General features: G+C 42.8%; 18 protein-coding genes. 9 read left to right on the forward strand and 9 right to left on the reverse strand.

The features are described from left to right. Positions 1-366: 366 nt before the first annotated feature. The gene (locus tag HWQ44_RS14195; RefSeq protein ID WP_292719536.1) at positions 367-2,748 is read right to left on the reverse strand and encodes a transglycosylase domain-containing protein; all 2,382 of its coding nucleotides are present in this window, start codon (positions 2,746-2,748) and stop codon (positions 367-369) included. Positions 2,749-3,018: 270 nt separating this feature from the next. On the opposite strand from HWQ44_RS14195, the gene folK reads away from it, so the two are divergent. From folK to HWQ44_RS14215, 4 genes are all read left to right on the forward strand, one after another. Then, entirely contained in the window at positions 3,019-3,534 is a 516-nt protein-coding gene (gene folK, locus HWQ44_RS14200; RefSeq protein ID WP_292719537.1) for a 2-amino-4-hydroxy-6-hydroxymethyldihydropteridine diphosphokinase, read from the forward strand. 68 nt (positions 3,535-3,602) lie between these two features. Continuing rightward, a complete protein-coding gene (locus tag HWQ44_RS14205; protein WP_069074689.1) occupies positions 3,603-4,151 on the forward strand; it encodes an NUDIX hydrolase in 549 nt (182 codons plus the stop codon). Positions 4,152-4,158: 7 nt separating this feature from the next. After that, positions 4,159-5,004, forward strand: coding sequence for an ADP-ribosylglycohydrolase family protein (locus HWQ44_RS14210; protein ID WP_292719541.1), 846 nt, complete (start codon positions 4,159-4,161; stop codon positions 5,002-5,004). 360 nt (positions 5,005-5,364) lie between these two features. Next, positions 5,365-6,174, forward strand: a complete 810-nt coding sequence (locus tag HWQ44_RS14215; protein ID WP_292719543.1) for a prohibitin family protein — start codon at positions 5,365-5,367, stop codon at positions 6,172-6,174. Between the two features lie 92 nt (positions 6,175-6,266). Here the strand turns inward: HWQ44_RS14215 and HWQ44_RS14220 are convergent, their stop codons facing one another. Next, positions 6,267-6,728 (reverse strand): hypothetical protein, encoded by a 462-nt coding sequence (locus tag HWQ44_RS14220; RefSeq protein WP_292719545.1) that lies wholly within the window; start codon positions 6,726-6,728, stop codon positions 6,267-6,269. A gap of 483 nt (positions 6,729-7,211) precedes the next feature. On the opposite strand from HWQ44_RS14220, the gene HWQ44_RS14225 reads away from it, so the two are divergent. Further along, positions 7,212-7,484, forward strand: coding sequence for a hypothetical protein (locus tag HWQ44_RS14225; protein WP_292719547.1), 273 nt, complete (start codon positions 7,212-7,214; stop codon positions 7,482-7,484). A gap of 90 nt (positions 7,485-7,574) precedes the next feature. On the opposite strand, the gene HWQ44_RS14230 is transcribed toward HWQ44_RS14225, so the two are convergent. From HWQ44_RS14230 to fbp, 7 genes are all read right to left on the reverse strand, one after another. Beyond that, entirely contained in the window at positions 7,575-8,150 is a 576-nt protein-coding gene (locus tag HWQ44_RS14230; RefSeq protein WP_292719548.1) for a DUF1634 domain-containing protein, read from the reverse strand. Position 8,151: 1 nt separating this feature from the next. After that, entirely contained in the window at positions 8,152-8,988 is an 837-nt protein-coding gene (locus tag HWQ44_RS14235) for a sulfite exporter TauE/SafE family protein (RefSeq protein WP_292719549.1), read from the reverse strand. A 677-nt stretch (positions 8,989-9,665) separates the two neighbouring features. Further along, positions 9,666-11,069 carry a cobyrinate a,c-diamide synthase gene (locus HWQ44_RS14240; RefSeq protein WP_292719550.1) on the reverse strand — a complete coding sequence of 468 codons (1,404 nt, stop codon included), beginning with the start codon at positions 11,067-11,069 and terminating at the stop codon, positions 9,666-9,668. Positions 11,070-11,145: 76 nt separating this feature from the next. Further along, entirely contained in the window at positions 11,146-12,522 is a 1,377-nt protein-coding gene (gene opcA, locus HWQ44_RS14245; protein ID WP_292719551.1) for a glucose-6-phosphate dehydrogenase assembly protein OpcA, read from the reverse strand. Between the two features lie 94 nt (positions 12,523-12,616). After that, positions 12,617-14,146, reverse strand: a complete 1,530-nt coding sequence (zwf, locus tag HWQ44_RS14250) for a glucose-6-phosphate dehydrogenase (RefSeq protein WP_292719553.1) — start codon at positions 14,144-14,146, stop codon at positions 12,617-12,619. Between the two features lie 170 nt (positions 14,147-14,316). Beyond that, on the reverse strand, positions 14,317-15,462 hold the full coding sequence (gene tal, locus HWQ44_RS14255) for a transaldolase (protein ID WP_292719555.1): 1,146 nt from the start codon (positions 15,460-15,462) through the stop codon (positions 14,317-14,319). Positions 15,463-15,786: 324 nt separating this feature from the next. Continuing rightward, the gene (gene fbp, locus HWQ44_RS14260) at positions 15,787-16,836 is read right to left on the reverse strand and encodes a class 1 fructose-bisphosphatase (protein ID WP_292719557.1); all 1,050 of its coding nucleotides are present in this window, start codon (positions 16,834-16,836) and stop codon (positions 15,787-15,789) included. 410 nt (positions 16,837-17,246) lie between these two features. On the opposite strand from fbp, the gene HWQ44_RS14265 reads away from it, so the two are divergent. The 4 genes from HWQ44_RS14265 (at position 17,247) to HWQ44_RS14280 (ending at position 22,602) form a co-directional block, all read left to right on the forward strand. After that, the gene (locus HWQ44_RS14265) at positions 17,247-18,215 is read left to right on the forward strand and encodes a homogentisate phytyltransferase (protein ID WP_292719559.1); all 969 of its coding nucleotides are present in this window, start codon (positions 17,247-17,249) and stop codon (positions 18,213-18,215) included. A gap of 3 nt (positions 18,216-18,218) precedes the next feature. Then, a complete protein-coding gene (locus HWQ44_RS14270) occupies positions 18,219-18,692 on the forward strand; it encodes a tetratricopeptide repeat protein (RefSeq protein WP_292719561.1) in 474 nt (157 codons plus the stop codon). 357 nt (positions 18,693-19,049) lie between these two features. Beyond that, positions 19,050-21,203, forward strand: a complete 2,154-nt coding sequence (locus tag HWQ44_RS14275; protein ID WP_292719563.1) for a hybrid sensor histidine kinase/response regulator — start codon at positions 19,050-19,052, stop codon at positions 21,201-21,203. 169 nt (positions 21,204-21,372) lie between these two features. Continuing rightward, positions 21,373-22,602, forward strand: coding sequence for a tetratricopeptide repeat protein (locus tag HWQ44_RS14280; RefSeq protein WP_292719565.1), 1,230 nt, complete (start codon positions 21,373-21,375; stop codon positions 22,600-22,602). Positions 22,603-22,665 lie beyond the last annotated feature (63 nt).

A 22,665-nucleotide genomic window follows, 5' to 3' on the forward strand; every position in this document is an offset into this window, starting at 1 on the left:
GACGTTCTTTGCTTTCCCAACCTGCGGGGCGTTTCGAGTTGTACCAAGCTATTGACCCAATGGTGACAGCGGCAATAAAACCAACGACATACACCAAGGTAAAAGCAACGGGAAAATGAGGGGCAGCATCTATAGCTGGTGCTGCTGTTTGCATAAAAAATAAATTCATGAGTATATTCTCCACAGTTAGGTAACACTATTTAACACATTATAAGATGAGCGTATCACCTAACATCCATCTGTAGTTGAGTTTTGAGTGTGGTTAGCGGATAGCTAAGGTTTAGCTCGTGCTGAGTGAGGAATCTCACTTCTTGACTCAAAACTCAAAACTTGGAACTCAGAACTGTTTTGCCCACTCCTCATTCCTCATTGCTGAGGAGGTCTAAGTCTATCCCGCCAGGATGGTTGTGACGATGAAGAACCTGAAGAACCAGAACTATTTGTGGGAGACGACTCTCGCCGAGTTCTTCGAGGCGGGGGAGAATCAGACTCTACTCTTCTAGAGCGCCGCCGTGGAGTCGATGATTCTGAGGAAGAGTCACTGGAACGGGATTCTTCGCTGCGATCGCGCCTTCTCCGTCTTGGGGTATAGTTGCTTGATTCCTGTTCTTCTTGAGAATATCTCCTTCTGCTTCTACGGCTCCTAGATGAACTACTATCCTCAGAATTTCTAGCAGTTTCACCTTGTGAGTCATCATCATCAGAGGATATAGAACGATTCAGGACTTGTTTGGGTTTAATGGTCTGGGCTTTGATAGTACCTTTGCGACCTTCTAACTTTGGTCGTTTGGGAAACTTTTCTACTGGCATCCCCTCTGCCGCTTTTTCCATAAATTCGTGCCAGGTGTAAGCCGCACTACCACTACTACCATAAGTGGGGCGGTTGTCATCGTTACCTAGCCAAACCCCTGTCACCATTTGGGGAATGTAACCAATAAACCATAAATCGCGGGCTTCGTCGGAGGTGCCAGTTTTGCCAGCAACTGGTCTATTATCTAATTGAGCAGCACCACCAGTCCCCGCTTCGACGACGTTGCGGAGCATCCAAGTCATGATGGCGGCACTGTCAGCGTCAAGGGCCCGTTTTGACTTAAAATTAGCTGACCAAATCACCTTACCTTGGCGGTTGAGGATGCGGGTAATGCCATGAGGCTCTGTGTGCAATCCAAGAGTTGCAAAACTCCCATAAGCGCTGGTCAACTCTAATAGATTCACTTCATTCGAGCCGAGAGCCAAGGAATAGGTGGGCTTGAGTTCAGATTTTATTCCCATATCATGGGCAAGTTTAATCGTTGGCGTAAACCCCACATCAATCAACACCTTGACTGCAATAATATTCACAGAGCGGGTGAGGGCGTCTCGGATGTTCATTGAACCGTGGAAGTTTTCACTATAGTTTTTCGGTTCATAGCCATCTACGACAAAGGGCGCATCCTCGTAGCTATCGTAGGGGCTTTTACCGCTTGCGATCGCAGTGGCATATACAAACCCTTTAAATGTCGATCCTGGCTGCCGTTGTGCCTGAGTAACCCGATTAAATTGATTTTTTCCAAAGTCTTTTCCCCCAACCATTGCCTTAATTTCACCACTGCGGGGGTCAATGGCTACCATTGCCCCTTGCTTAAAGTTCTCCCAGCGTCCTTGGTTTCGCAGTGTTTTGGCAACTGCTTCTTCTGCGACTTTCTGCCAAGTCGGATTCAGTGTAGTTTCTACTACTAGACCCCCACTTTTTAGCACGTTAGGAGAAACGTACTTCGGCAATTCCTTTTGGATGAAGCTGGTAAAGTAGGGTGATTCTACTTGCACGCGCTTGGGTAAACTGCTTTTGAGGGTTAGTGGCTCTTGGACTGCTGCTTGCCTTTGCTCTGGTGTAATTACTTTATCTTCTTGCATCCGTAGCAATACCAGATTTCTTCGCCGAATTGCCGCTTCGGGATTCTTGTCTGGGGCGTATAAGCTAGGAGCAGGAGCTAATCCAGCAATCGTTGCCATTTCTGCTAGAGAAAGCTGGTCTGGTGATTTACTAAAGTATACCCAGGCTGCATCTGCCACACCGTAAGCTCCAGAACCCAAATAAACCAGATTCAAGTAACGCTCTAGAATCTGATCTTTGGTTAATTCTTGCTCCATTTTTTGTGCTAGGCGGACTTCCTTGAGTTTGCGCCAGATTGTCTGTTCTTGTTTCAAAAAGAGAATCCGCGTTAACTGTTGGGTAATGGTGCTACCACCTTCAACCACACCTTGCGATCGCAAATTATTCAAACCCGCTCTTACAATCCCTTGCGGATCAACTCCGTTGTGTTGCTTAAATCTTCTATCTTCTGAGGCGATGAAAGCTTTTTTTAAATTATCTGGTATTTGTTCCAGCTTTAACTGTTCTCTAGTCGCTTCACCTTGTTGTTGTAATATAGTGCCATCAGCGGCTTTGATGGTTAGTGTTTGCTCTCTAAGTACGGCATTCAACTCCGCCTGATCTGGCAAAGTTCGATCTATTAAACTGACGCCGTAGATCAAAGCAACTATCCCACCACCTATACCCAAGCCTGCCCAAAACCAGATGCGACGATAGAGTGGTTTACCGCCAGTTGCCTGATTGGCCTTCATCCTAGATGGTAAAATTTTCATTTTGCTCAGTAACTGCCTCGTCTGCGCCACATGTGCTGGTGGTAAGCTCTCATTTGTTCCTCCTTGTCCAGAGTCACTCAAATTAGTTGGTCTTCGCTTGAACCAGGAGGTAAGCTTCCCCACGTCAGTTCCTCGCTCAAAGTAGTAACTATATAACCATCATCAATCAACTTTGGGGTTAGTGTACCACCATTGTGTTAGTATAATATCCTATAAATAATTAACTAAATTCACCATAAAATAATGTTTTTTAGATTTGGTTAATTTAGTTTTGTAAAACAACTGCAATTTCTCTAAATATTCGCAATATAAAAACGATTGGCATTTTCTGGAACAGGTGCAGCGAAGTATCCACAAAGACAGCCAGAAAACGGCTTACTTAAGGAGAGTGCGATGCCTACAATTAGCTCCGCCTACGCAAAACCCAGACGAAGCGCCCTTGCTCTTGGTAGTAATATCGGCGATTCACAAACAATTTTGGAAGCAGCTATAGAAACTTTAGCCCAAACGCCAGGTATTTCCTTAGAAGCTAGATCCAATTGGTATCAAACCAAAGCTGTCGGGCCACCACAGCCAGATTACCTAAATGGCTGCGTCACATTGCAAGTAGAAATCACAGCCCAGCAGTTATTAAAAATTTTGTTAGGAATTGAACAACAATTTGGGCGAGTGCGTCAGGAACGCTGGGGGCCACGAATTCTAGATTTGGATTTGTTATTATATGATGACATTGTTGTGGATACACCAAACCTCCAGATTCCCCACCCACGAATGCGGGATCGGGCCTTTGTGTTAGTACCATTGGCAGAAATTGCCGCAGATTGGATAGAACCAGTTTCTGGGTGTGTTATTAAAGAACTGCTGAAAGAGGTAGACTGTTCAGATGTACATTTATGGATGGGCAATTAAAAATACCATCCTTAAGAGTAAAAGAACACTGATTTTGCCTCTGTATTCACAGATAATCAGATTTTACTATGCCATTAGGTAGAGAATTACCACAACTGCTAAAACAGCGCCTGTTTTATAAAGGACGTAAGTTTGATTTTGAAGTTAATCGCTTGCGTTTACCTAATAAATCGGAAGGAGAATGGGAATGTATTCGTCACCCTGGTGGTGCTTTAGCTGTGCCGGTGACGCCAGAGGGTAAACTTGTGCTGGTGCGCCAGTATCGTTTTGCAATTCAGGGACGAATATTAGAATTTCCGGCGGGAACTGTGGAAGCAAATGAAGAACCTTTAGAGACAATACAGCGTGAGATTGAAGAAGAAACTGGTTATAGTGCCAAAAAATGGGATAAACTAGGCGAATTTTTCTTAGCTCCCGGCTATTCTGATGAAATTATCTATGCTTTTCTGGCGCGAGATTTGGAAAAGCTGGAGACACCACCACCACAAGATGGAGACGAAGATATCGAAACTGTGTTTTTGACTCCCGAAGAATTGGAGAAAGCGATTCTGGAGGGAGAACCGGTAGATGCTAAATCAGTTTCTAGCTTTTTTCTGGCGCGTCCGTTTTTAATTTAATACCAATATGCTGCTAGAGTTAGCGATCGCAGATGCCTACGGTGCAGGCTTTGAATATGCTGATGAGATGATCGTTAACAACGATTTGAGTCGATACGTCGAGCATCCGCGTTTTCGACTCATTCCTGGCAGCTATACTGATGACACCCAGATGAGCATTGCCATTGCAGAAGTGATTGTTGCTCAAGCACCGTGGACGCCAGAAGTTTTAGCCGATAGCTTTGTTAGAGCCTTCAAGCGTGATGAGAGAGAGGGTTATTCTAGAAAGTTCTACGATTTTCTGGGAGAAATTCAAGATGGAGAAGAGTTTTTAAGCAAAATTAACCCTGATAGTGACAAAAGCGGGGGAGCGATGCGTGCAGCGCCCATAGGCATCTATCCGACACCAGAAAAAGTCATTGAGGCAGCAACAATTCAAGCGGCAATTACCCACAATACACCCGATGGGATTAATGCTGCCGTTGCAGCTGCCTTAATGTCACATTATTTTATCTATCGACTAGGAGCAAAGCGTGAATTAGGACTATTTCTAGAAGGTTATGTATCTGGTGAATGGTCTAAACCGTGGGAAGGTAAGGTAAAGTCCCAAGGCTGGATGAGTGTCAGGGCAGCGATTACTGCGGTGATGCGAAAGGACAGTATGAGCGAACTTTTGCAAGATTGTATCGCTTTTACCGGGGATGTCGATACAGTAGCTGCGATCGCCCTAGCAGCTGGTTCTTGTAGCGAGGAAATTACACAAGACATTCCCAATCATCTCGTTACAGGCTTAGAGAATGGGACTTACGGTAAAGATTACCTTATCAGTTTGGATAAGCAGCTGATGAGTTTGGTAAACAAAAAGACGAGCTAAATGTAATACATAGGTTGGAGCAGTGTGATTTGCCCTGCGGCTTTACTCAATTAAGAGCAAACTTACCTTTTCAAATACTACACTTTTTCGATATTATTACAGTAATTTAGGTAAATATAAAGCTACCTTAACCTTCACTAGCTCCAAACTGGGGTAGTAAAGTACACATTAGTAGCTGACTATATGCCTGTATATTCTACACATTAACTGCTCAGTCAGGGACTTACTATGTATTGGTAATACCTTGGCTAGAGTGAGATAAAAATTGACTTAGAGCTAAAGTTATAAGAGGATGACGGGAAGAAGCTTACAACTGCTAAATATGTGTCTCTATGCAAGACGCATATATGTTTCACACAGATGAAAAAAAATACAACTTTTAACAGTGCCGGTAAACTGACTGCTCTTTTGTTTTTGATAACTCTCTTTCTGACGCCTTGTGTGATTGTAAATGCAGGTGAACGTGGTGTATTGATGAAATTTGGTGAAGTACAAAACCAAATATTAGGAGAAGGACTTCACTTAATTATTCCTGTAGTCAATACTGTGAAAAAGTTGAGTATTCGCGTGCAAAAACAGGAAATTTCAGATGAAGCTTCTTCTAAAGATTTACAAAATGTTTTCACTGATGTTGCTCTCAATTGGCATATTATTCCCCAGGAAGCAAATGCCATTTTCCAAGAAATTGGAGATGAACAAGATATAGTTATGCGGATTATTAATCCAGCAGTTGAAGAAGTGCTAAAAGCAGTGATAGCAAAGTATACTGCTGAAGAAATTATTACTAAACGAGGAGAAGTCAAGGTTGGAATAGATGATGCATTGTCTACACGACTGGGTAGCTATCACGTTGCAGTTGATGATATTTCTCTAGTTCATGTCCATTTTTCAGAACGATTTGGTGAGGCGGTGGAGGCGAAACAGATTGCTGAACAAGAAGCAAAACGAGCAGAGTTTATCGCACTGAAAGCAACAAAACAGGCTGAGGCAAAAGTTAATTTAGCGAAAGGAGAGGCTGAGGCAAATAGATTATTACGTGACGGTTTAACTCCAGAAATACTGCAAAGGCAAGCAATAGAAAAATGGAATGGTAAGCTGCCATTAATTGTCAGTAAGGAGGCTCCAAAATTGTTTAATTTAAGTGAAATTCTAAAATTTGATAAAAATTGAGCTTATTTTTCAGAAAATATCTATTTATACATAGGGATGTACAGATGTGCATCCCTACAATCGATTCATTTGTAGAAAGGCGATCAACCAAATTAACTGTTAGAGAATAAAATGGGAGAATCGAGAATCTTCAACTGGATCAATAGTATAATCAACAGGGTATAAACTGTTGAAGAAATTAGACCTGTGACTAGTTCTTTTTTGAGATTATGCTCTTGAGGTTCTTTTTGAAAAATGTCCTTAGAACCGAATTGCATCAACAGAATTCCCACAATATTAGAGAGCCAGTACCCTATAATTGAACAAGGGAGAAGTAATTTTGGGGAAAGTAAACTACATGCATACCCAAAACCATAAGCTATTGGCAGATTAAATAGTAAGTCATTCCACCAACACAGTGGTGACAATAAATATCCCAGTACTAGAAAAAACCCACCTCTGAGTTTTTTGAAAATGTCTTTTTTCAACTCTTCTGGAGAAGACTGTTGTAATTGCTCTTGTGCTGTATCTCCTGTTACATTCAACTCTTGACTAACGTTTTGGACGCTTTCCATAAAAATCCACTATTCCTCTCGTCTTAGTGTAGTTTAATATATAAACTAAATCAAAGTCTAGTGCAGGAGTGATGAGATTTTGGTTTTTTGATGCTGAAAGTTTTACCAATGAATAGTTTCAGCAAAATAGTAATAAAGTAAAATTGAGGTTTAAATCAGCTGCAATTTAACAAGAACTGATTTTTACCAGACAGGCACGAGTCAGTTCACTTCTGGCAAAATCTGGGTTTTTCCTGAGATATCTGAGCAAAATAGAACGATTTATAGACAAGTGAGGCAATCATCGCTATTTATTGCTCAATAAGTTTCAAAATCCTCGCACACGATGATATCCAACAGCGATACTGCAATAGCCAGAACCTTCTTAGGGTGGAATGGGTAAATGTTGAATAGCAAAATTTTTCTGTTTTTGCATATAGCCGATGTAAAAACTTGAACTAATAATAGCTACAATAAAAGTACTGAGGTATTCTGAATCGGAAAATGACAGACTTAACTCCAAATAACAGTTTTTTAATAGCAGGAATTGTTTTTATAACGATTGCTGTCATCGGAAAATCTAAATTAGCTTTTATTGAAATTAATCCCGGCTTTTTTGGGAGAGTTTTGGCTCTACTTATTGGTATTTCAAGCCTATTCTATGCTTTGGGATTACTCAATTTTTCAGCCGGAACCCTTGACTTATTAAGAACTTCTCTGACAGAACAAATCAAACAGAGTATAAGTTCAATTAATGAGCTTTTACAAGGTTCGTAATCGGGCTGAAAATTTATTTATGGGTACATATCAATACTTTTTAATTCAGGGGAAAAGGTGAAATTTTCCCCTGAATCTTTGAAAATATTACTAATAATATGCTCCGACAAGACTGTAAATCAGACTAGTCATTACTAATAAAGTAACAATCACATAGATAAATTCTCGCTGTATTAGGAAAGCCAATAGGGAAATAAAAACGCGCAGAATTGGAATAGCAATTAGTAATAAAAGTCCGAATTGAATAATGCTGCGTAGGCGTAGCCCGCCGTAGGCATCGCTACCTGATAAAACTGCTTTTACTATACCTAATGGTGAGCGAAATTCTGATGGTTCTCCCCGAAAAAAGTGATATGCCACAGGTTCAGCACCGTGATGAATTAAGTAGAGTATACCCCCCAGCAAAACGATAGCACTAGCTATCAGAACGCCATATTTCATGAGGTTACTGAGCAAATATTCCAATTGCTGCTCACTTGATGTTTTTGTCACACTCTTGTTAGCATCAATCTCACAGCTATTAGGCAATTTTGCTACTATGCTAGGGCGCTGTTCTAATTGTTGGATGTTAGAATCTGGGTCTTGTTGCGGTAAGGTTAGTGTAACCACTTCGCTATCAGACTGTGCCAGGAATGTCCAGCGAAAGCCACTATTAAATTTATACATTTTATAGCCCCCCTATTAAACTGTTGTAGACCATCTTTAAAGCCATTACCACTAGCACAAGACTGAAGATAATTCTCAAAATTTGCGTTTTAGCGTTTGTTAGGACTTGTGCGCCCAAGAAAGCACCAGGTAATACCCCCAACATCACTGGCATCGATAGTCCTGGATCAATGTAGCCACGTGCTAAGTAAACCCCGGCTGATGCGGCGGCTGTCACACCGATCATAAAATTGCTAGTGGTGGTAGAAACTTTAAAGGGTAGACGCATGGCTTGATCCATCGCCAATACCTTGAATCCCCCGGAACCAATACCAAGCAAACCAGAAAGCACCCCAGCTATTAACATCACACCAAACCCCATTGGTACTGAATGAACTTGATAAGACATCAGTCCATCAGGAGTTGGATAACTGCTATTTAGTTTTAGATAATTTGCTATGGGATCTGTTGCTTCATCTTCAGCATGTTCTATTCTAGGTCGTTGTGAAAGGTATGCTGAATAAATCAGGACGATCGCTAGCACGATAGTGAGGGCTTTCACAGAAACAAAAGTAGCAATCATTGCTCCTGCGATCGCACCAATGGTTGTCGCTACTTCTAAAAACATTCCTAATCGCAAATTGGTATAGCCTTTTTTAATATAGGTAGATGCTGCACCCAAAGAAGTAGCGATTACAGATACCAGTGAAGCACCAACAGCGTATCGAATATCAACGCCAAATACCGAAGTTAATAAGGGAACTATTACTACTCCACCTCCTAGCCCAGTTAGCGCTCCTAACAAGCCAGCGCTAAATGAACCAATCCAAACTAGTAATGAAAATTCTAAAGTGGTCAAATTTAATTCCTCTTTTTTTATATGTATATCAAGATGCTAAAATATTTTTTGTATTATTTAAAACTTAATTATAAACTTTACTACTGACTAAAGAGATAGCTATTCATAATCGCGTGTAATACCCTCTTATTTGGGTATTTACGAGCCAGGAGGAATTCTAACTCTAATTTCTCACTCAAAAGCCCCATGAAGTTTTCTGAAAATGCAACGATTAATTAATCCTAGATGCTGGTATTGTTGTAAATTCACTTTTGAATATCGAATTGGAGCGCAGCAAAATTCTGAGTGCAAGCCGCTATATATGCAAACTTATCGAAAATGGCAGATGACGGTAAAGCTAGTTCCGGCATCCATCGCACTTTCGACAATAATCTCGCAGCTATGTAAATCTACAGCCTGCTTGCCGCAGTAGTTTAGCGTCTAAGTTAGCTACTGGGCATTAGCAATCACTGCTAAAGGCGATCGCTCGCAATTTACTTGTATTGAACTGGACATAATATAAGAAAATTTCTAGACGTGGTTATATCATGTCCACCTAATTAGTTATAATTCCCGCATCTGTGCAAAAACCAGGAAACCCTCTTTCCCCCTGCTCCCTGCCCCCTGCCCCCTGCTCCCCTGCCGTCTTAATGATAAGTCTTGAACCGGACACGATATAACTTGGTGCTGGCTTAAATCTACGTTGCTGAAGATGCTACTTTCAGACATTCTTTAAGAAATCGTTGGGGAATTTCTCTACTTTCTCCCCAATGCAGATGAACATAAGAAGCATGAACATTTGCAGGTAAACCCCATCCTTCGCATCCCATATTTTCCTCACAATCGTAGCGAGAAGTTTTAAACAGGGGTTGAGTGGGAGTTAAGGTTAAATGAGAACGATGAAACTCATGTCCGTAAACAGTTGTATTTGCCTTAACTAACAGATTATCTTGCAAAGCTACTGCACGACGATACCCTAAAGTTAAACGCCCACCCATCATAGTGGATGTCGGTAAAACTCCCGCCATTGGCCAAGATTTTCCTTCAAAATCGATAATTTGCTCACACAAATACATCAATCCTCCGCATTCGGCAATTGTGGGCATTCCTTTAAGTATTGCCGTTTTCACAGCCTCACGAACACTGGAATTTTCTGCTAATTGCTGGGCAAAAACTTCCGGGAAACCACCCCCGAAATACATTCCCTGCACATTTTTGGGGATGCCAGCATCTTCTAAGGGACTCCAGAAAACCAGTTCTGCGCCAAGCTGTTGCAGCAAATCGAGATTGTCTTGGTAGTAAAAATTAAAAGCGCGATCGCGGGCAATGGCGATCCTGACGGAGGATGAGGGGGGATGAGGGAGATGAGGAGAATGAGGCAGAGATTTTGATTTTAACAGGGGTAATAAGCGTTGCCAGTCGAAGCAAGTATCTCCTAAATCGGCGAGGCGATCGATTAAAGCGTTGAGTTCGGGAAGTTCGGCGGTGGGTACTAAACCCAAATGGCGATCGGGAATTGTGATGTTATCTTGACGGCGCAATGTGCCGAGAATGGGTAATTGTAGGGGTTCTAGGGAATCTTTGAGGAGAGAGAGATGGCGATCGCTCCCTACGCGATTTAATACTACCCCAGCTATTTTAATTCGGGGATCAAAAGATCGATAGCCGTGAGCGATCGCAGCTACAGAACCAGATAAACGACTGCAATCAATCACCAACACTACAGGTAAATCTAACAGCCGCGCAATGTGTGCAGTACTTGCAAAGTCTGTTGATTTTTGCTTTTCTTGTCCATGCCCCATGCCCCATTCCCGATGCCCAATTCCATCAAACAACCCCATTACTCCTTCCACGAGAGCATATTCACTCAGTTGGTTATGATGGGCAAAACATTGCTGAACGTAGGCTTCGGAAGTCAGTACGGGGTCTAAATTCCGACAAGCACGCCCAGTTACATGCTGATGAAACATCGGATCAATGTAGTCTGGGCCCACCTTGAAAGATTGCACCAAGCGATCGCGACGGCGTAAAGATGCTAAAAGGGTGAGCGTGACTGTTGTCTTGCCCACCCCACTACGTTCTCCTGCGATGACTAAAGCCATAAAAAAAGTTAACAGTTGAGAGTGAGAAGTTATGAATTATAACTCCTGTACAGACGCGATTAATCGCGTCTCTCTTTTAAACTCCCAATTTGAAAATATTCGCTGTCACTCCCAGGCTTTCTTCAAAAAGTGACTCGCGGCCCCAGCGTTGCACCTGCTGACTTAGCAATGCTTCCGCCTTTTGTTCCGAAAGTGAAGTCACCTGTTGAAACAAACCGGCAGATTGGGCACCACCGTGGGTTTCCATCCGCATACAACCACCAGTTTCCGAGCAAATTACTGTACCACAGTCGGCCTTGGGATTTGTCGAACTGAGGCGCAGGGCAATCAAGTCGCCTGCAATTTCACCCACATCAGCAAGGGGAACACCCGCTAATTCGGCTTCTACTTGCCGTTGGTCTTGGGCAATAAAGTTAATGCGAGTGATGTCATAATCTCCGGTTTCCTTTTGATAGGAAACTGGCTGCCATTCTAGACGACTTGCCAACCAACCCAAAAATAGCAATGCTTGTGCGGGGTTGCCTTTTTCGTAATCAATAGTTACTCGGTCAACTTCCCGAAGAGCAGCCCGACGATGAGGAGAGTCGTAGGCTTCAGCTGTCAATTCCTGCCATGCTGAAAGGCGACGCCAGTTGAGGTCAGCCAAGGGAACCCCACTTTCCACTAATTCTTGGAGGCGGAGTAAGTCACTTTCTGGCTCGTTAAAGCGGCAAGAATCCACAATCACATTATTGCAGACTGCTGCCAGGCGCTTAAATAGAGCGTTGTTGGGGACTGGTGTTGCTTTCCACCACAGAAACTTTGGTAAGCCACCAATTAATAATGCTGGAATCATGCCACCTATGCGTTCCAAGGCAGCAGCAGTACCACTAAGAGTGATGTATTCGCAGCAAATTAGTGTACTTGACGATTGCTTTTGGATTGGACAATAGGCAGAAACCTGAGCCTTGACCCCTTCATCTTCGCCAGTAATCGGAAATAGGGCAATGATCCGGCAAGGGTTGCGGAGGGCGATTTCGTCGGCAATTCTGGGGCTTGGGGCATTTAAGCTTAAGCTGGGAAGTTCAATAGACCCATTGTCTCCCGTAGCCCCGTTTCCTTGACGTTTGATGAATTCTTCTCTCAAGATAGCCAGGGTTTCAGGTGTTGCTGTTCCAGTATCTGGCAGTGCATATTTTGTCTGCACTTGCCGCAAGGCAGCTTCCATCTGAGGCCCTAAAATCCCATCAAGTGGGCCGTTGTAAAATCCCAAAGTAGCCAATAGATACTGGGTTTCTTCGGGTTCGTAAACCACTAAGGTAAATGTTGTGGCCCTAGTAGCAGCAGGAAGTCCACCGTCCTCGCCAGTAATGCCGTAACTTTGCCAAATTTGATTCAGTTCCGTATCTATTTCGTTAAGCGAAATATCTTTTGGCGCCTGAAGTGAATAAATTGTAGAAGCTTGGGGAGCCATAGGAAGTTTTGGATTTTGGATTTTGGATTTTGGATTTTGTCATTCGTCATTTGTCATTTGTTTTTACTAGTGACTAATGACTAATGACTAATATTTACAGTCTGCGCCAGCGACGACCATCCTGGTTAATTAAGAATTCTGCTTCTGTTGGTTCCCAGGTTCCAGCTTCATACTGGGGAATAGTATTTGCGTCGGCAGGTGCATCCCAAACGGAAAGGGCTGGCGTTACTACCTGCCAAGCTGCCTCTACTTCGTCGGCGCGGGTGAACAATGTTTGATCGCCCATCATACAATCAAGGAATAAGCGATCGTAGGCATCAGATGTTGCTTGGATGCCAAAGGAACCATAACTAAAGTCCATGTCAACGGAACGGGTACGGAATTCTGCACCCGGCATTTTCACATCAAAACGCAGGGAAATACCTTCATTCGGCTGAATCCGCATCGTCAAAATATTGGCGTTTGTCTGTTGGGCGGCAGATTGAAACATCCGAGACGGAACTTCGCGGAAGTGAATGGAAATCTCACTGACTTTTTTCGGCATCCGCTTCCCGGTACGCAAGTAGAAAGGTACACCTTTCCAGCGCCAGTTATCTACCAAAAACTTCATTGCGACGTAGGTAGGTGTGGTGGAGTTGGGATTAACGCCTGGTTCTGTGCGATACCCTGGCGCTGCTTCCCCCTTCATCCAGCCAGCACTGTACTGACCACGGACTGCTGACCGCGACAGATTGTGAACATCAGCTAGACGAGTAGCTTGGAGTACCTTCACTTTTTCTGTGCGGATGCTGTCAGCATCCATTGCGTTGGGTGCTTCCATCGCCGTTAAGCAGTAAAGTTGCATGAGGTGATTTTGCAACATATCCCTTAGTGCGCCGGCGCTTTCATAGTAACCAGCCCGGTCTTCCACTCCCACGGTTTCTGCTACGGTAATTTGTACGTGGTCAACAAATTGACGATTCCACAACGGCTCAAAAATCGCATTGGCAAAACGAAACACCAGCAAATTCTGGACTGTTTCTTTACCTAAGTAGTGGTCAATGCGGTATACTTGGTTTTCTTTGCAAAATTTCTGTACCACTTGGTTAAGGCTCTGGGCTGAAGCCAAGTCCCGACCAAAGGGTTTTTCAATTACTAGACGATGTTTGTAGGCATCTTCTAGCATCCCGGCGCTTCCTAACTGCTTAATCGCTTCAGGAAAGAAAGAGGGCGCAACCGAGAGGTAGAACATGCGATTCCCTCGCGTGCCCCGTTTTTCGTCTAATTCACTCAATAAGTTTTTCAGTTTCTGGTAGCCTTCGGGGTTGTCTATATCCCCAGGACTGTAGAACAGACCTTGAGAGAAGTCTTGCCAGAGTTCCCCTAAATCGACATCAGGATGCGCCTCTTCCATGCCCTTTTGCATTTGTTCACGGAAGTATTCATGGCTCCATTCTCGACGTGCCACACCGACAATGGTAGTTTCTGGTGGAATGCGCCGTTCTCGCCGCAATTTGTAAAGTGCTGGAACTAGTTTGCGCCAGGTGAGATCACCAGAAGCGCCAAAAATGACAATAATCTGGGGTTCGGGCATCCTTTGTTGTTGCAGACCAACGCGCAAGGGATTTTCTAGCAGACTAACCATAACAATTTTGGATTTGGGGTTTGAGATTTTGGATTTTGAGATTGGGCATGGGGCATTGGGCATGGGGCATGGGGTATTGGGCATGGGGCATGGGGCATTGGCTATTCCCTTTGTTTCCCTGATATGCCTTACTCCCCACTCTCCATTCCCTACTCCCCAATACCCAGTCCCTACACTGGTGACAATACCTTGATCTTTTCTTCTAAAGAGTTCATCAAGGACTGGAAGGGCTGGATGAATTTGTCAATACCTTCGGCTAACAGTTCATCCATTACGGTATCGAGATCGATGTTGATGTCGGGATCTTTAAGGTTTTCGATCAGCGTGTAAGCTTTTTCTACATCCGTTTCTAAGCGATCGCTGACGTTACAATGATCGGCACAAGCTTTAATGGTCGCTGGTGGTACGGTGTTGACGGTATCACGGCCAATCAACTCTTCGATATACATCACGTCTCTGTAGTTGGGGTCTTTGGTGCTGGTGCTAGCCCAAAGTAGCCGTTGTACTTTAGCTCCTTTTGCTGCCAAAGCTTTCCAGCGATCGCTCTCGATAATTTTCTTGTATTCCTGATACGCTATCTTCGCGTTAGCGATCGCTATTTTCCCTTTGACTGCCAAGAGCTTTGCCTCCACGGCAATATCATCAACGCCTTTTTTCAACTTAGCATCTATTTTGGCGTCAATGTTGCTATCAATCCGGCTGAGGAAGAAACTAGCAACTGAAGCAATTCTACTGATGTCTTGACCTTCAGCTACCCGTTTTTCTAAGCCCCGAATATAGGCCCAAGCTGTGTTAATGTAGCTTTCTACAGAAAATAGTAGCGTAATATTGACATTTATCCCATCTGCGATCGCCTGTTCCACAGCTGGTAAGCCAGGTTCTGTACCGGGAATTTTAATCATCAAGTTTTCCCGACCAATTTCTGGAAAATAGCGCCGGGCTTCAGCTATGGTTGCTTCAGTATCATGGGCAATGGTTGGTGGTACTTCGATACTCACATAACCATCTAGTCTATTCGAGGCTTCATAAACAGGGCGTAAAATATCACAGGCATTACGGATATCTGCAAAGACTAGGGATTCGTAAATTTTGTATGTCGGTAAGCTAGTCCGAACTCCGGCTTCGATATCGGCATCATAAATAACGTTACCAGCGATCGCTTTTTCAAAGATAGCTGGGTTAGAGGTAATCCCAGAGATGCCTTGATTTTCCACCAGGTCTTTGAGTTCGCCTGATTGAATAATGTCACGGGTCAAATTATCCATCCAGATACTTTGACCGTATTGGTTAATTTCTAGTAGATGATTGGTAGGCATAGCTCTAATTTGTTTCACTCCTGTATGGTGAAGTTGGCAAAACCCATCAAATGTTGATGGTGACTTTTGAATTGTGGCGTTGCCAATCACTTATCGCATCGGCCAGCTGAGATAATCTTTTAATACATCTTCAAGAAGTGCTACTCTGCATTCCCAATCCTAAATCACCATGATTAACTTTTAATTAATGCCAGATGCTAGATGCATCCTTGATACTTGTGTTACCGTCTTCTAGTCCAGCATGGCAAAAATAACTATCCAGTTGAAAAAAGTTCAAAAGTGTAATTTACAAGCTTTTTTTCTCCTATCTTTTGCTTTTTAACACTAATGTCCGTTTTGAATAAAAGACTCTACCTTTGCGACATCCTCTTTGCTACCAATAATTAAAGGTGTGCGCTGATGCAGTTTTTTCGGCACTACATCCAAAATATCCATCAGTCCTGTAGTAGCACGACCGCCTGCTTGCTCAATCAAAAAGGCCAGAGGAGCGGTTTCATAAAGCAAGCGCAATTTCCCTTCTGGGTTTTGAATTGTGCCTGGGTAGAGAAACACGCCGCCTTGAACCAAAATTCTATGGATGTCGCTCACCATTGCCCCGCTATAACGAGCGCTGTAGCCTTCTGTGCGATGAACGTAGCGAATGTATTCTCGAATTGATTCTTCCCACTGCCAAAAGTTACCTTCGTTCACGCTGTAAACAGACCCGTGGTTAGGAATGCGGATATTTTCTTCTGTGAGAATAAACTCTCCTAAGCTGGGGTCAAGGACAAAGGAATGAACCCCCTTACCTATAGTATAAACCAGCATTGTGCAAGGCCCATAAAGGATGTATCCGGCAGCAAGCTGCTTACGTCCATTGGTGAGGAGGTCAGTTGCCTTACCATCGCTATCAGTTCCTTCTTGTTGGCGAATGGCGAAAATGGAACCTAAGCTGAGATTGTTATCAGTGTTGGATGAGCCATCAATTGGGTCATACAGCAGGGTATAGCGACCAATGGGGCAATTTTCGGGGATGTAGTAGGGATTTTCCATTTCCTCAGAAGCGAGGCGACAGACTAAGCCGCTTTGCTTAAACACTGAGATAAACACATCATTGGCATAGACATCCATCTTTTTGACGGATTCTCCTTGGACATTAACTTCCCCTGTAAATCCGAGAACGCCTTCCATTAAACCAGCGCGACTCATGCGACGAGCCACCAGTTTGCCGGCCAAGGCGATGCGATTCATCAGCGCACTTAAATCCTGTGCATCTGGCGAAAAACTCTGAAGTTGTTGAAGCACATGACGCGATAAGGTTGTACAATCACGATCTAAGGCTCTGTCTGTAGCATCGTAGGTAGATAAGTCTAAAGATTCTGGCGCTTTAGCCATTTTTCTGTTCTCCGCAGCCATTAGCTGTTAGTTAGGTTTTATTCATCTATGGCAACTTATAGTTGCTGCTTCTATCTTAGGAAGGTAATTTGATAACTTAGATGCGACTTTAGATAAACTAAAGAAATGAAAAACTCCACCCACAAGGATATGGAGTTTCCCGTCTCTTTCAATGAATCTTCAGTGGCCCCCACTTCCAGAGCGAAGATACGTAATTTAAATGACTCCCGTGCGATTTATCAACAATATTTTAGATAAAACCCTGAGAAAAAGGGTTTTTTCAGTCTCCGTATATGTTCAAAAATAAAATCGGAGTTGTATAGATACCATGTAAAGCTTTGGCTCTTGTTAATGACCAAATTCTGTGACAATGATTAACAACAAGCCAGAATACTGTATCTCAGCTACTCATGAGCCAAAGTTCTCAAAACAGCCCTTTACCAGGCAACCCTGTTCCATCATTTTTCAATTGGTTATCCGCTTTCTGGAAATTCTCTCGCCCTCACACGATTATTGGTACAAGTCTGAGTGTTTTGGGTTTATATTTAATTGCCGTTGCCATTAGTAATCATACTGATTCCTTATTCCCTACTGCCAACTCCTTACTCCCTTTCTTCGGTGCATGGATTGCTTGTCTGTGTGGCAATGTCTACATTGTGGGGCTGAATCAATTAGAAGATGTTGAAATTGACAAGATTAATAAACCTCATTTACCCCTAGCATCTGGTGAGTTTTCCCAGCAAACGGGGCAATTAATTGTCGCTTTGACTGGGATTTTGGCGCTAGTTGTGGCGTGGCTAACTGGGCCGTTCTTATTGGGGATGGTGGCGATTAGTTTAGCTATTGGTACTGCTTACTCTTTACCGCCAATTCGCTTGAAACAGTTTCCCGTTTGGGCGGCGCTGTGTATTTTTTCGGTGCGCGGTACGATTGTTAACTTAGGACTGTATCTGCATTACAGTTGGGCATTGCAACAAAGCCAAACAATTCCACCTGTGGTGTGGGTGCTGACGTTATTTATTTTGGTGTTTACCTTTGCGATCGCCATTTTTAAAGATATCCCCGATATGGAAGGCGATCGCCTCTACAATATTACTACTTTCACACTCCAACTCGGCCCGCAAGCTGTGTTTAATCTGGCTCTTTGGGTCATAACTGTCTGCTATCTGGGAATAATTCTGGTTGGGGTGCTACGTGTCCCCTCAGTTAACCCCATATTCCTAGTAGTTGCTCATTTGGGGCTGTTGGTTTGGCTGTGGTTGCGGAGTTTAGCGGTAGACTTACAAGATAAAAGTGCGATCGCTCAATTCTACCAATTTATCTGGAAACTCTTTTTTATGGAATATCTGATTTTTCCTATCGCTTGCCTTTTGGCTTAGACAATGCTAGAAACCTTTCCCACTAGTTCTATTATCGCTGCTGTTGTAGTTGTTCTCAGTCTGTCAATCCTTGGCTATTTCGCTTGGAAAACTTTGATTACTTCAGACTTGTTTCAAAAGGGAATAAATCTTGCCCAAGCAAAAGATTACCAAGGCGCAGAAGCAGCTTTTCGCAAGGTGATTTCCCTCAACTCTACTAATGATGTGGTGCGCTTGTTTTTGGGAGATGTTTTAAACCAGCAAGGACAAGTAGAGGAAGCAACAGAATTATTCCAGGAAGTAATTAGCCGCAGTCCGAAAAATCCTGATGCTTACTTGCGTCTGGCAAATATTCTCATGCAGCAAGAGCGAGAAGAAGAAGCTAAAACTAACTTGCTACAAGCTAAAGAATTATTACAAAAACAGCGCCAACCTGAAAAAGCTAAAAAAATCACTCAACTGTTAGATAAAATGAATGCTAAGTCAAGTTACTCTTAAGTAGAGTGAGAATTGCAGAGATTAAATTTTCCTGTTCTGTCTCCTAATTTTTTTTACCATTCCCATCATTCTGGTGAGAATGGTTTTTATTTTGGGTTTTACCAATGTCTGCCGTAATTATGACCGCAATTTTCGCAAGTTTGACTACTACCTTCATCACTATTACAATTGTAATCTGAGGGAGTATCCCAGTTTTTAAAAAATTCATGATCATGATGCAAAAACCCTTTAGAACCCTTTGACATTTGCGTTATTTTATCCGATATGCTGCGCGATTGCAGTTCGTTTACTCATTCCTCATTCCTATTTTCCGGCAGAATATTAGTAGATTTTATAGATTCCCAAAAACAAGTCTTTATGTCAGATGTAATATCAGAACTGTGGACTAATTTTTTTACATCAGGATCATTTATTCCACATGGACACTGCTATCTATGGCAAACGAATTTAGTTTGGTTACACATATTATCTGACTCGCTCATTGCACTAGCTTATTATTCGATTCCAGCTACACTCTTTTACTTTGTTATTAAGCGGCAAGATTTGCCCTTTGATTGGATTTTTCTGCTATTCAGTGCATTTATCGTCGCTTGTGGCACCACTCACTTAATAGAGATTTGGACACTTTGGCATCCAACCTATTGGTTATCAGGTTTTGTCAAAGCAGTAACTGCCACAATATCTTTAATTACAGCCGTAAATCTTGTATCTCTAATTCCCCAAGCACTGGCATTTCCTAGCCCTGCTCAACTAAAACAAGGAAATCAAGAACTTCAAACACAAATAGCCGAACGTTTACGGGTAGAGAAAGAACTGCGAAAATACCAGAATCATCTGGAAGAAATGGTTGCTGTTCGTACCAATGAAATTACCACAACTAACGAGCAATTACAACAAGAAATCCTTGAACGCCAACGCATCTTAGAAGTTCTTCGACAAAGCGAAGAACGCTACCGTTACTTAGCTGAGGCAATTCCTCAACTTGTATGGACAACTAAGCCTAACGGTGAATGTGATTTTTTTAATCAAAATTGGTGCGATTACACTGGGCTAACATTAGAGCAATCTTTGGGTTCTGGTTGGTTAGCTGCATTACATCCAGATGATGTTCAAAGAGCTGATAAGGTATGGTCGGATGCTGTAAAAGATAGCACTATATATAATAATGAGTATCGCTTTAAACGGGCTGTTGATGGCTCCTATCGTTGGCAACTAGCGCGAGGTTTACCGCTCAAAGATGAGCAAGGTTTTGTAGTCAAGTGGTTTGGAACCTGTACAGATATCCACGAACAAAAACAAATACTGGAAGAACGGGCGCACCTGCTGGAATTAGAACAAATAGCACGAGCAAAAGCAGAAACAGCCAATCGAATTAAAGATGAATTTTTAGCCGTTCTCTCTCACGAACTACGGACTCCACTGAACGCAATTCTCGGCTGGTCAAAGTTGTTGCAAACTCGCAGATTAGACCAAAAAAAGACATCTGAAGCACTAGCCTCAATCGAGCGAAATGCCACTTTACAAGTTCAACTGATTGAGGACTTGCTGGATATTTCCAGAATTTTACAGGGTAAACTGACGCTGAATATTACGAAGATTAACCTAGAGTCTACGATATTGTCCGCACTAGAGACAATGCAATTAGCGGCACAAACAAAATTGATTAAGGTGAATACTGCATTTGAACCGGATGTGGGACAAGTTATGGGCGACTCTACTCGTTTGCAACAAGTCGTCTGGAATCTTTTTTCTAATGCTGTCAAATTTACACCCAAGGGGGGAAAGGTAGAAGTGCAACTAGAGCAAGCTGATGGTTATGCTCAAATCATAATTAGCGATACAGGTAAGGGAATTAGCGCTGACTTTTTGCCATTCGTATTTGATTACTTCCGCCAAGCAGATAGCACCTCTACGAGAAATTTTGGTGGATTAGGACTGGGATTGGCAATTGTGCGTAATATCATCGAAATGCATGGTGGTATGGTCAAAGCAGAAAGCCACGGTGAAGGTAGAGGGGCAATATTTACTGTTAGCTTACCGCTTCTGCCAGATGAAAGCCCAAGTCTGACAGATGAACAAAACTACCCTGCATTATTAGCTCCTAACGCCTTATCCCTGACTGGCATCCGGGTTTTAGTTGTCGATGATGATATTGATTCGCGAGATTTTGTTGCTTTTGTATTAGAGCAAGATGGAGCTTTTGTGATCGCGGTATCTTCGGCTTATGAAGCATTAGAAACCCTAGCAGAGGTAAAGCCAGATGTGTTGGTCAGCGATATTAGTATGCCCGATATGGATGGCTATATGTTGATACATCAAGTGAGAACTTTGACACCAGAACAAGGTGGACAAATTCCAGCAATTGCCTTGACTGCCTTTGCAAGAAACGATGACCAGCAAGAAGCCCTAAAAGCTGGGTTTCAGATGCATTTACCTAAACCTCTGAACCCAGAAGAATTAATTGCAGCCATTGCTCAACTTATGGAAACAAAACTGTCAGCAATTACCTAAAAAACGACTTTTTACTCGGAATAAAGCTCCATCTATTATGTGCAAATGGACAATTATATAAGAGTACACTTGTATCAAGTTAGGTTAATCACTTATAATTTCTGCTAGAACCCCGCCAAAGCTACGCAACTCGATATTACATGTAAACCAAGCAGATAAGGTAATAAAAATGCTGAAAAACAATAATCAACTAGTAGCGGCTATTATCTGCTTGTGTTTGAGTAATGGGAATACTGCCTTGGGTAAAGATGTTGGCGTTGTTTTATCAAAAAGTCCTGACTCAAATCAAGCAGCACTTCCTCAGAAAAAAAACGCAGTTGCTAACTTCGAGCAAGGAACTAATCTCTATAAACAAGGAGATTTAAAAGGAGCAGAGGCGGCTTTTCGGAAAGCGATTGAACTAGAACCCAACTTTGCACAAGCTTATATTGCTTTGGCAAATACTCTCGACGATCAAGGCAAACCCCAAGAAGCGATCGCTATTTACAAAAAAGCCATTAGCCTTGATCCTAAAGACTCTGGAGCATACTTTAATCTGGGTTTGACTTTAGGAAGACTGAATCAGTTAGAAGCTGCGATCGCACAATATAAAAAAGCCCTCAGCCTCGATCCCAACTATACTGAAGCTCACTATAACTTAGGAAATGCTCTGTATGCTCAAGGCAAGCTCACAGAAGCAGTCACCGAATATACAGCAGCTATTCGCCTCAAACCAGATTATGCCCCAACTTACGCACGTTTGGGAAGTGTTCTCTATGACCAAGGCAAACTAGAAGAAGCGATCGCTCAGTATAAACAAGCTATTAACTTTGATCCCAAGTATGCAGACGCTCACTATTATTTAGGGAACGCCTTGTATGCTCAAGGAAAATCAGCAGAAGCAGTCGCCGAATATACAGCAGCCATTAGCTTCGATCCGAAAAATCCAGCAGGTTATAACGCCTTGGGAAATGCTCTGTACGCTCAAGGTAAACTAGAAGAAGCTATGGCCCAGTATAAATTAGCCATTAGCTTTGCCCCCAAGTATGCAGACGCTCACTATAACTTAGCAAGTGCTTTATACGCCCAAGGCAAGCTAGCAGAAGCGATCGCCGATTATACTGAAGCGATTCGCCTTGATCCGAAACACGCGCAAGCTTACACAGGTTTGGCAAATGCGATGGACGATCAAGGTAAGTCTCAAGAAGCGATCGCCCATTACAAAAAAGCCATTAGCCTCGTACCCAACTATGCTTATGCTTACTATAATTTGGGCATTACTTTGGGAAGAGAAAAACAGCTAGAAGAAGCTATTTTTAATCTCAAAAAGGCCAGAGAGTTATTCCAAGCTGAGGAAAACAAAGAGATGGTTGAGCGAGTTGATCAGCTAATCAAAAAAATTAATACCCAAACGAATTGAATAAAGGGGATTGGGGATTGGGGACTGGGGACTGGGGACTGGGGACTGGGGATTGGGGATTGG

Source organism: Nostoc sp. JL34 (assembly GCF_017114945.1).
Lineage (GTDB): Bacteria > Cyanobacteriota > Cyanobacteriia > Cyanobacteriales > Nostocaceae > Nostoc.

Excerpts from the sequence above, each read along its gene's own strand:
- HWQ44_RS14265 (WP_292719559.1), top strand. The coding sequence starts at position 17,247 with ATGAGCCAAAGTTCTCAAAACAGCCCTTTACCAGGCAACCCTGTTCCA.
- HWQ44_RS14220 (WP_292719545.1), bottom strand. The coding sequence starts at position 6,728 with ATGGAAAGCGTCCAAAACGTTAGTCAAGAGTTGAATGTAACAGGAGAT.
- HWQ44_RS14240 (WP_292719550.1), bottom strand. The coding sequence starts at position 11,069 with ATGGCTTTAGTCATCGCAGGAGAACGTAGTGGGGTGGGCAAGACAACA.
- HWQ44_RS14270 (WP_292719561.1), top strand. The coding sequence starts at position 18,219 with ATGCTAGAAACCTTTCCCACTAGTTCTATTATCGCTGCTGTTGTAGTT.
- fbp (WP_292719557.1), bottom strand. The coding sequence starts at position 16,836 with ATGGCTAAAGCGCCAGAATCTTTAGACTTATCTACCTACGATGCTACA.
- HWQ44_RS14215 (WP_292719543.1), top strand. The coding sequence starts at position 5,365 with ATGAAAAAAAATACAACTTTTAACAGTGCCGGTAAACTGACTGCTCTT.
- HWQ44_RS14230 (WP_292719548.1), bottom strand. The coding sequence starts at position 8,150 with ATGTATAAATTTAATAGTGGCTTTCGCTGGACATTCCTGGCACAGTCT.
- opcA (WP_292719551.1), bottom strand. The coding sequence starts at position 12,522 with ATGGCTCCCCAAGCTTCTACAATTTATTCACTTCAGGCGCCAAAAGAT.
- HWQ44_RS14210 (WP_292719541.1), top strand. The coding sequence starts at position 4,159 with ATGCTGCTAGAGTTAGCGATCGCAGATGCCTACGGTGCAGGCTTTGAA.
- folK (WP_292719537.1), top strand. The coding sequence starts at position 3,019 with ATGCCTACAATTAGCTCCGCCTACGCAAAACCCAGACGAAGCGCCCTT.
- HWQ44_RS14225 (WP_292719547.1), top strand. The coding sequence starts at position 7,212 with ATGACAGACTTAACTCCAAATAACAGTTTTTTAATAGCAGGAATTGTT.
- HWQ44_RS14205 (WP_069074689.1), top strand. The coding sequence starts at position 3,603 with ATGCCATTAGGTAGAGAATTACCACAACTGCTAAAACAGCGCCTGTTT.
- tal (WP_292719555.1), bottom strand. The coding sequence starts at position 15,462 with ATGCCTACCAATCATCTACTAGAAATTAACCAATACGGTCAAAGTATC.
- zwf (WP_292719553.1), bottom strand. The coding sequence starts at position 14,146 with ATGGTTAGTCTGCTAGAAAATCCCTTGCGCGTTGGTCTGCAACAACAA.
- HWQ44_RS14280 (WP_292719565.1), top strand. The coding sequence starts at position 21,373 with ATGCTGAAAAACAATAATCAACTAGTAGCGGCTATTATCTGCTTGTGT.
- HWQ44_RS14275 (WP_292719563.1), top strand. The coding sequence starts at position 19,050 with ATGTCAGATGTAATATCAGAACTGTGGACTAATTTTTTTACATCAGGA.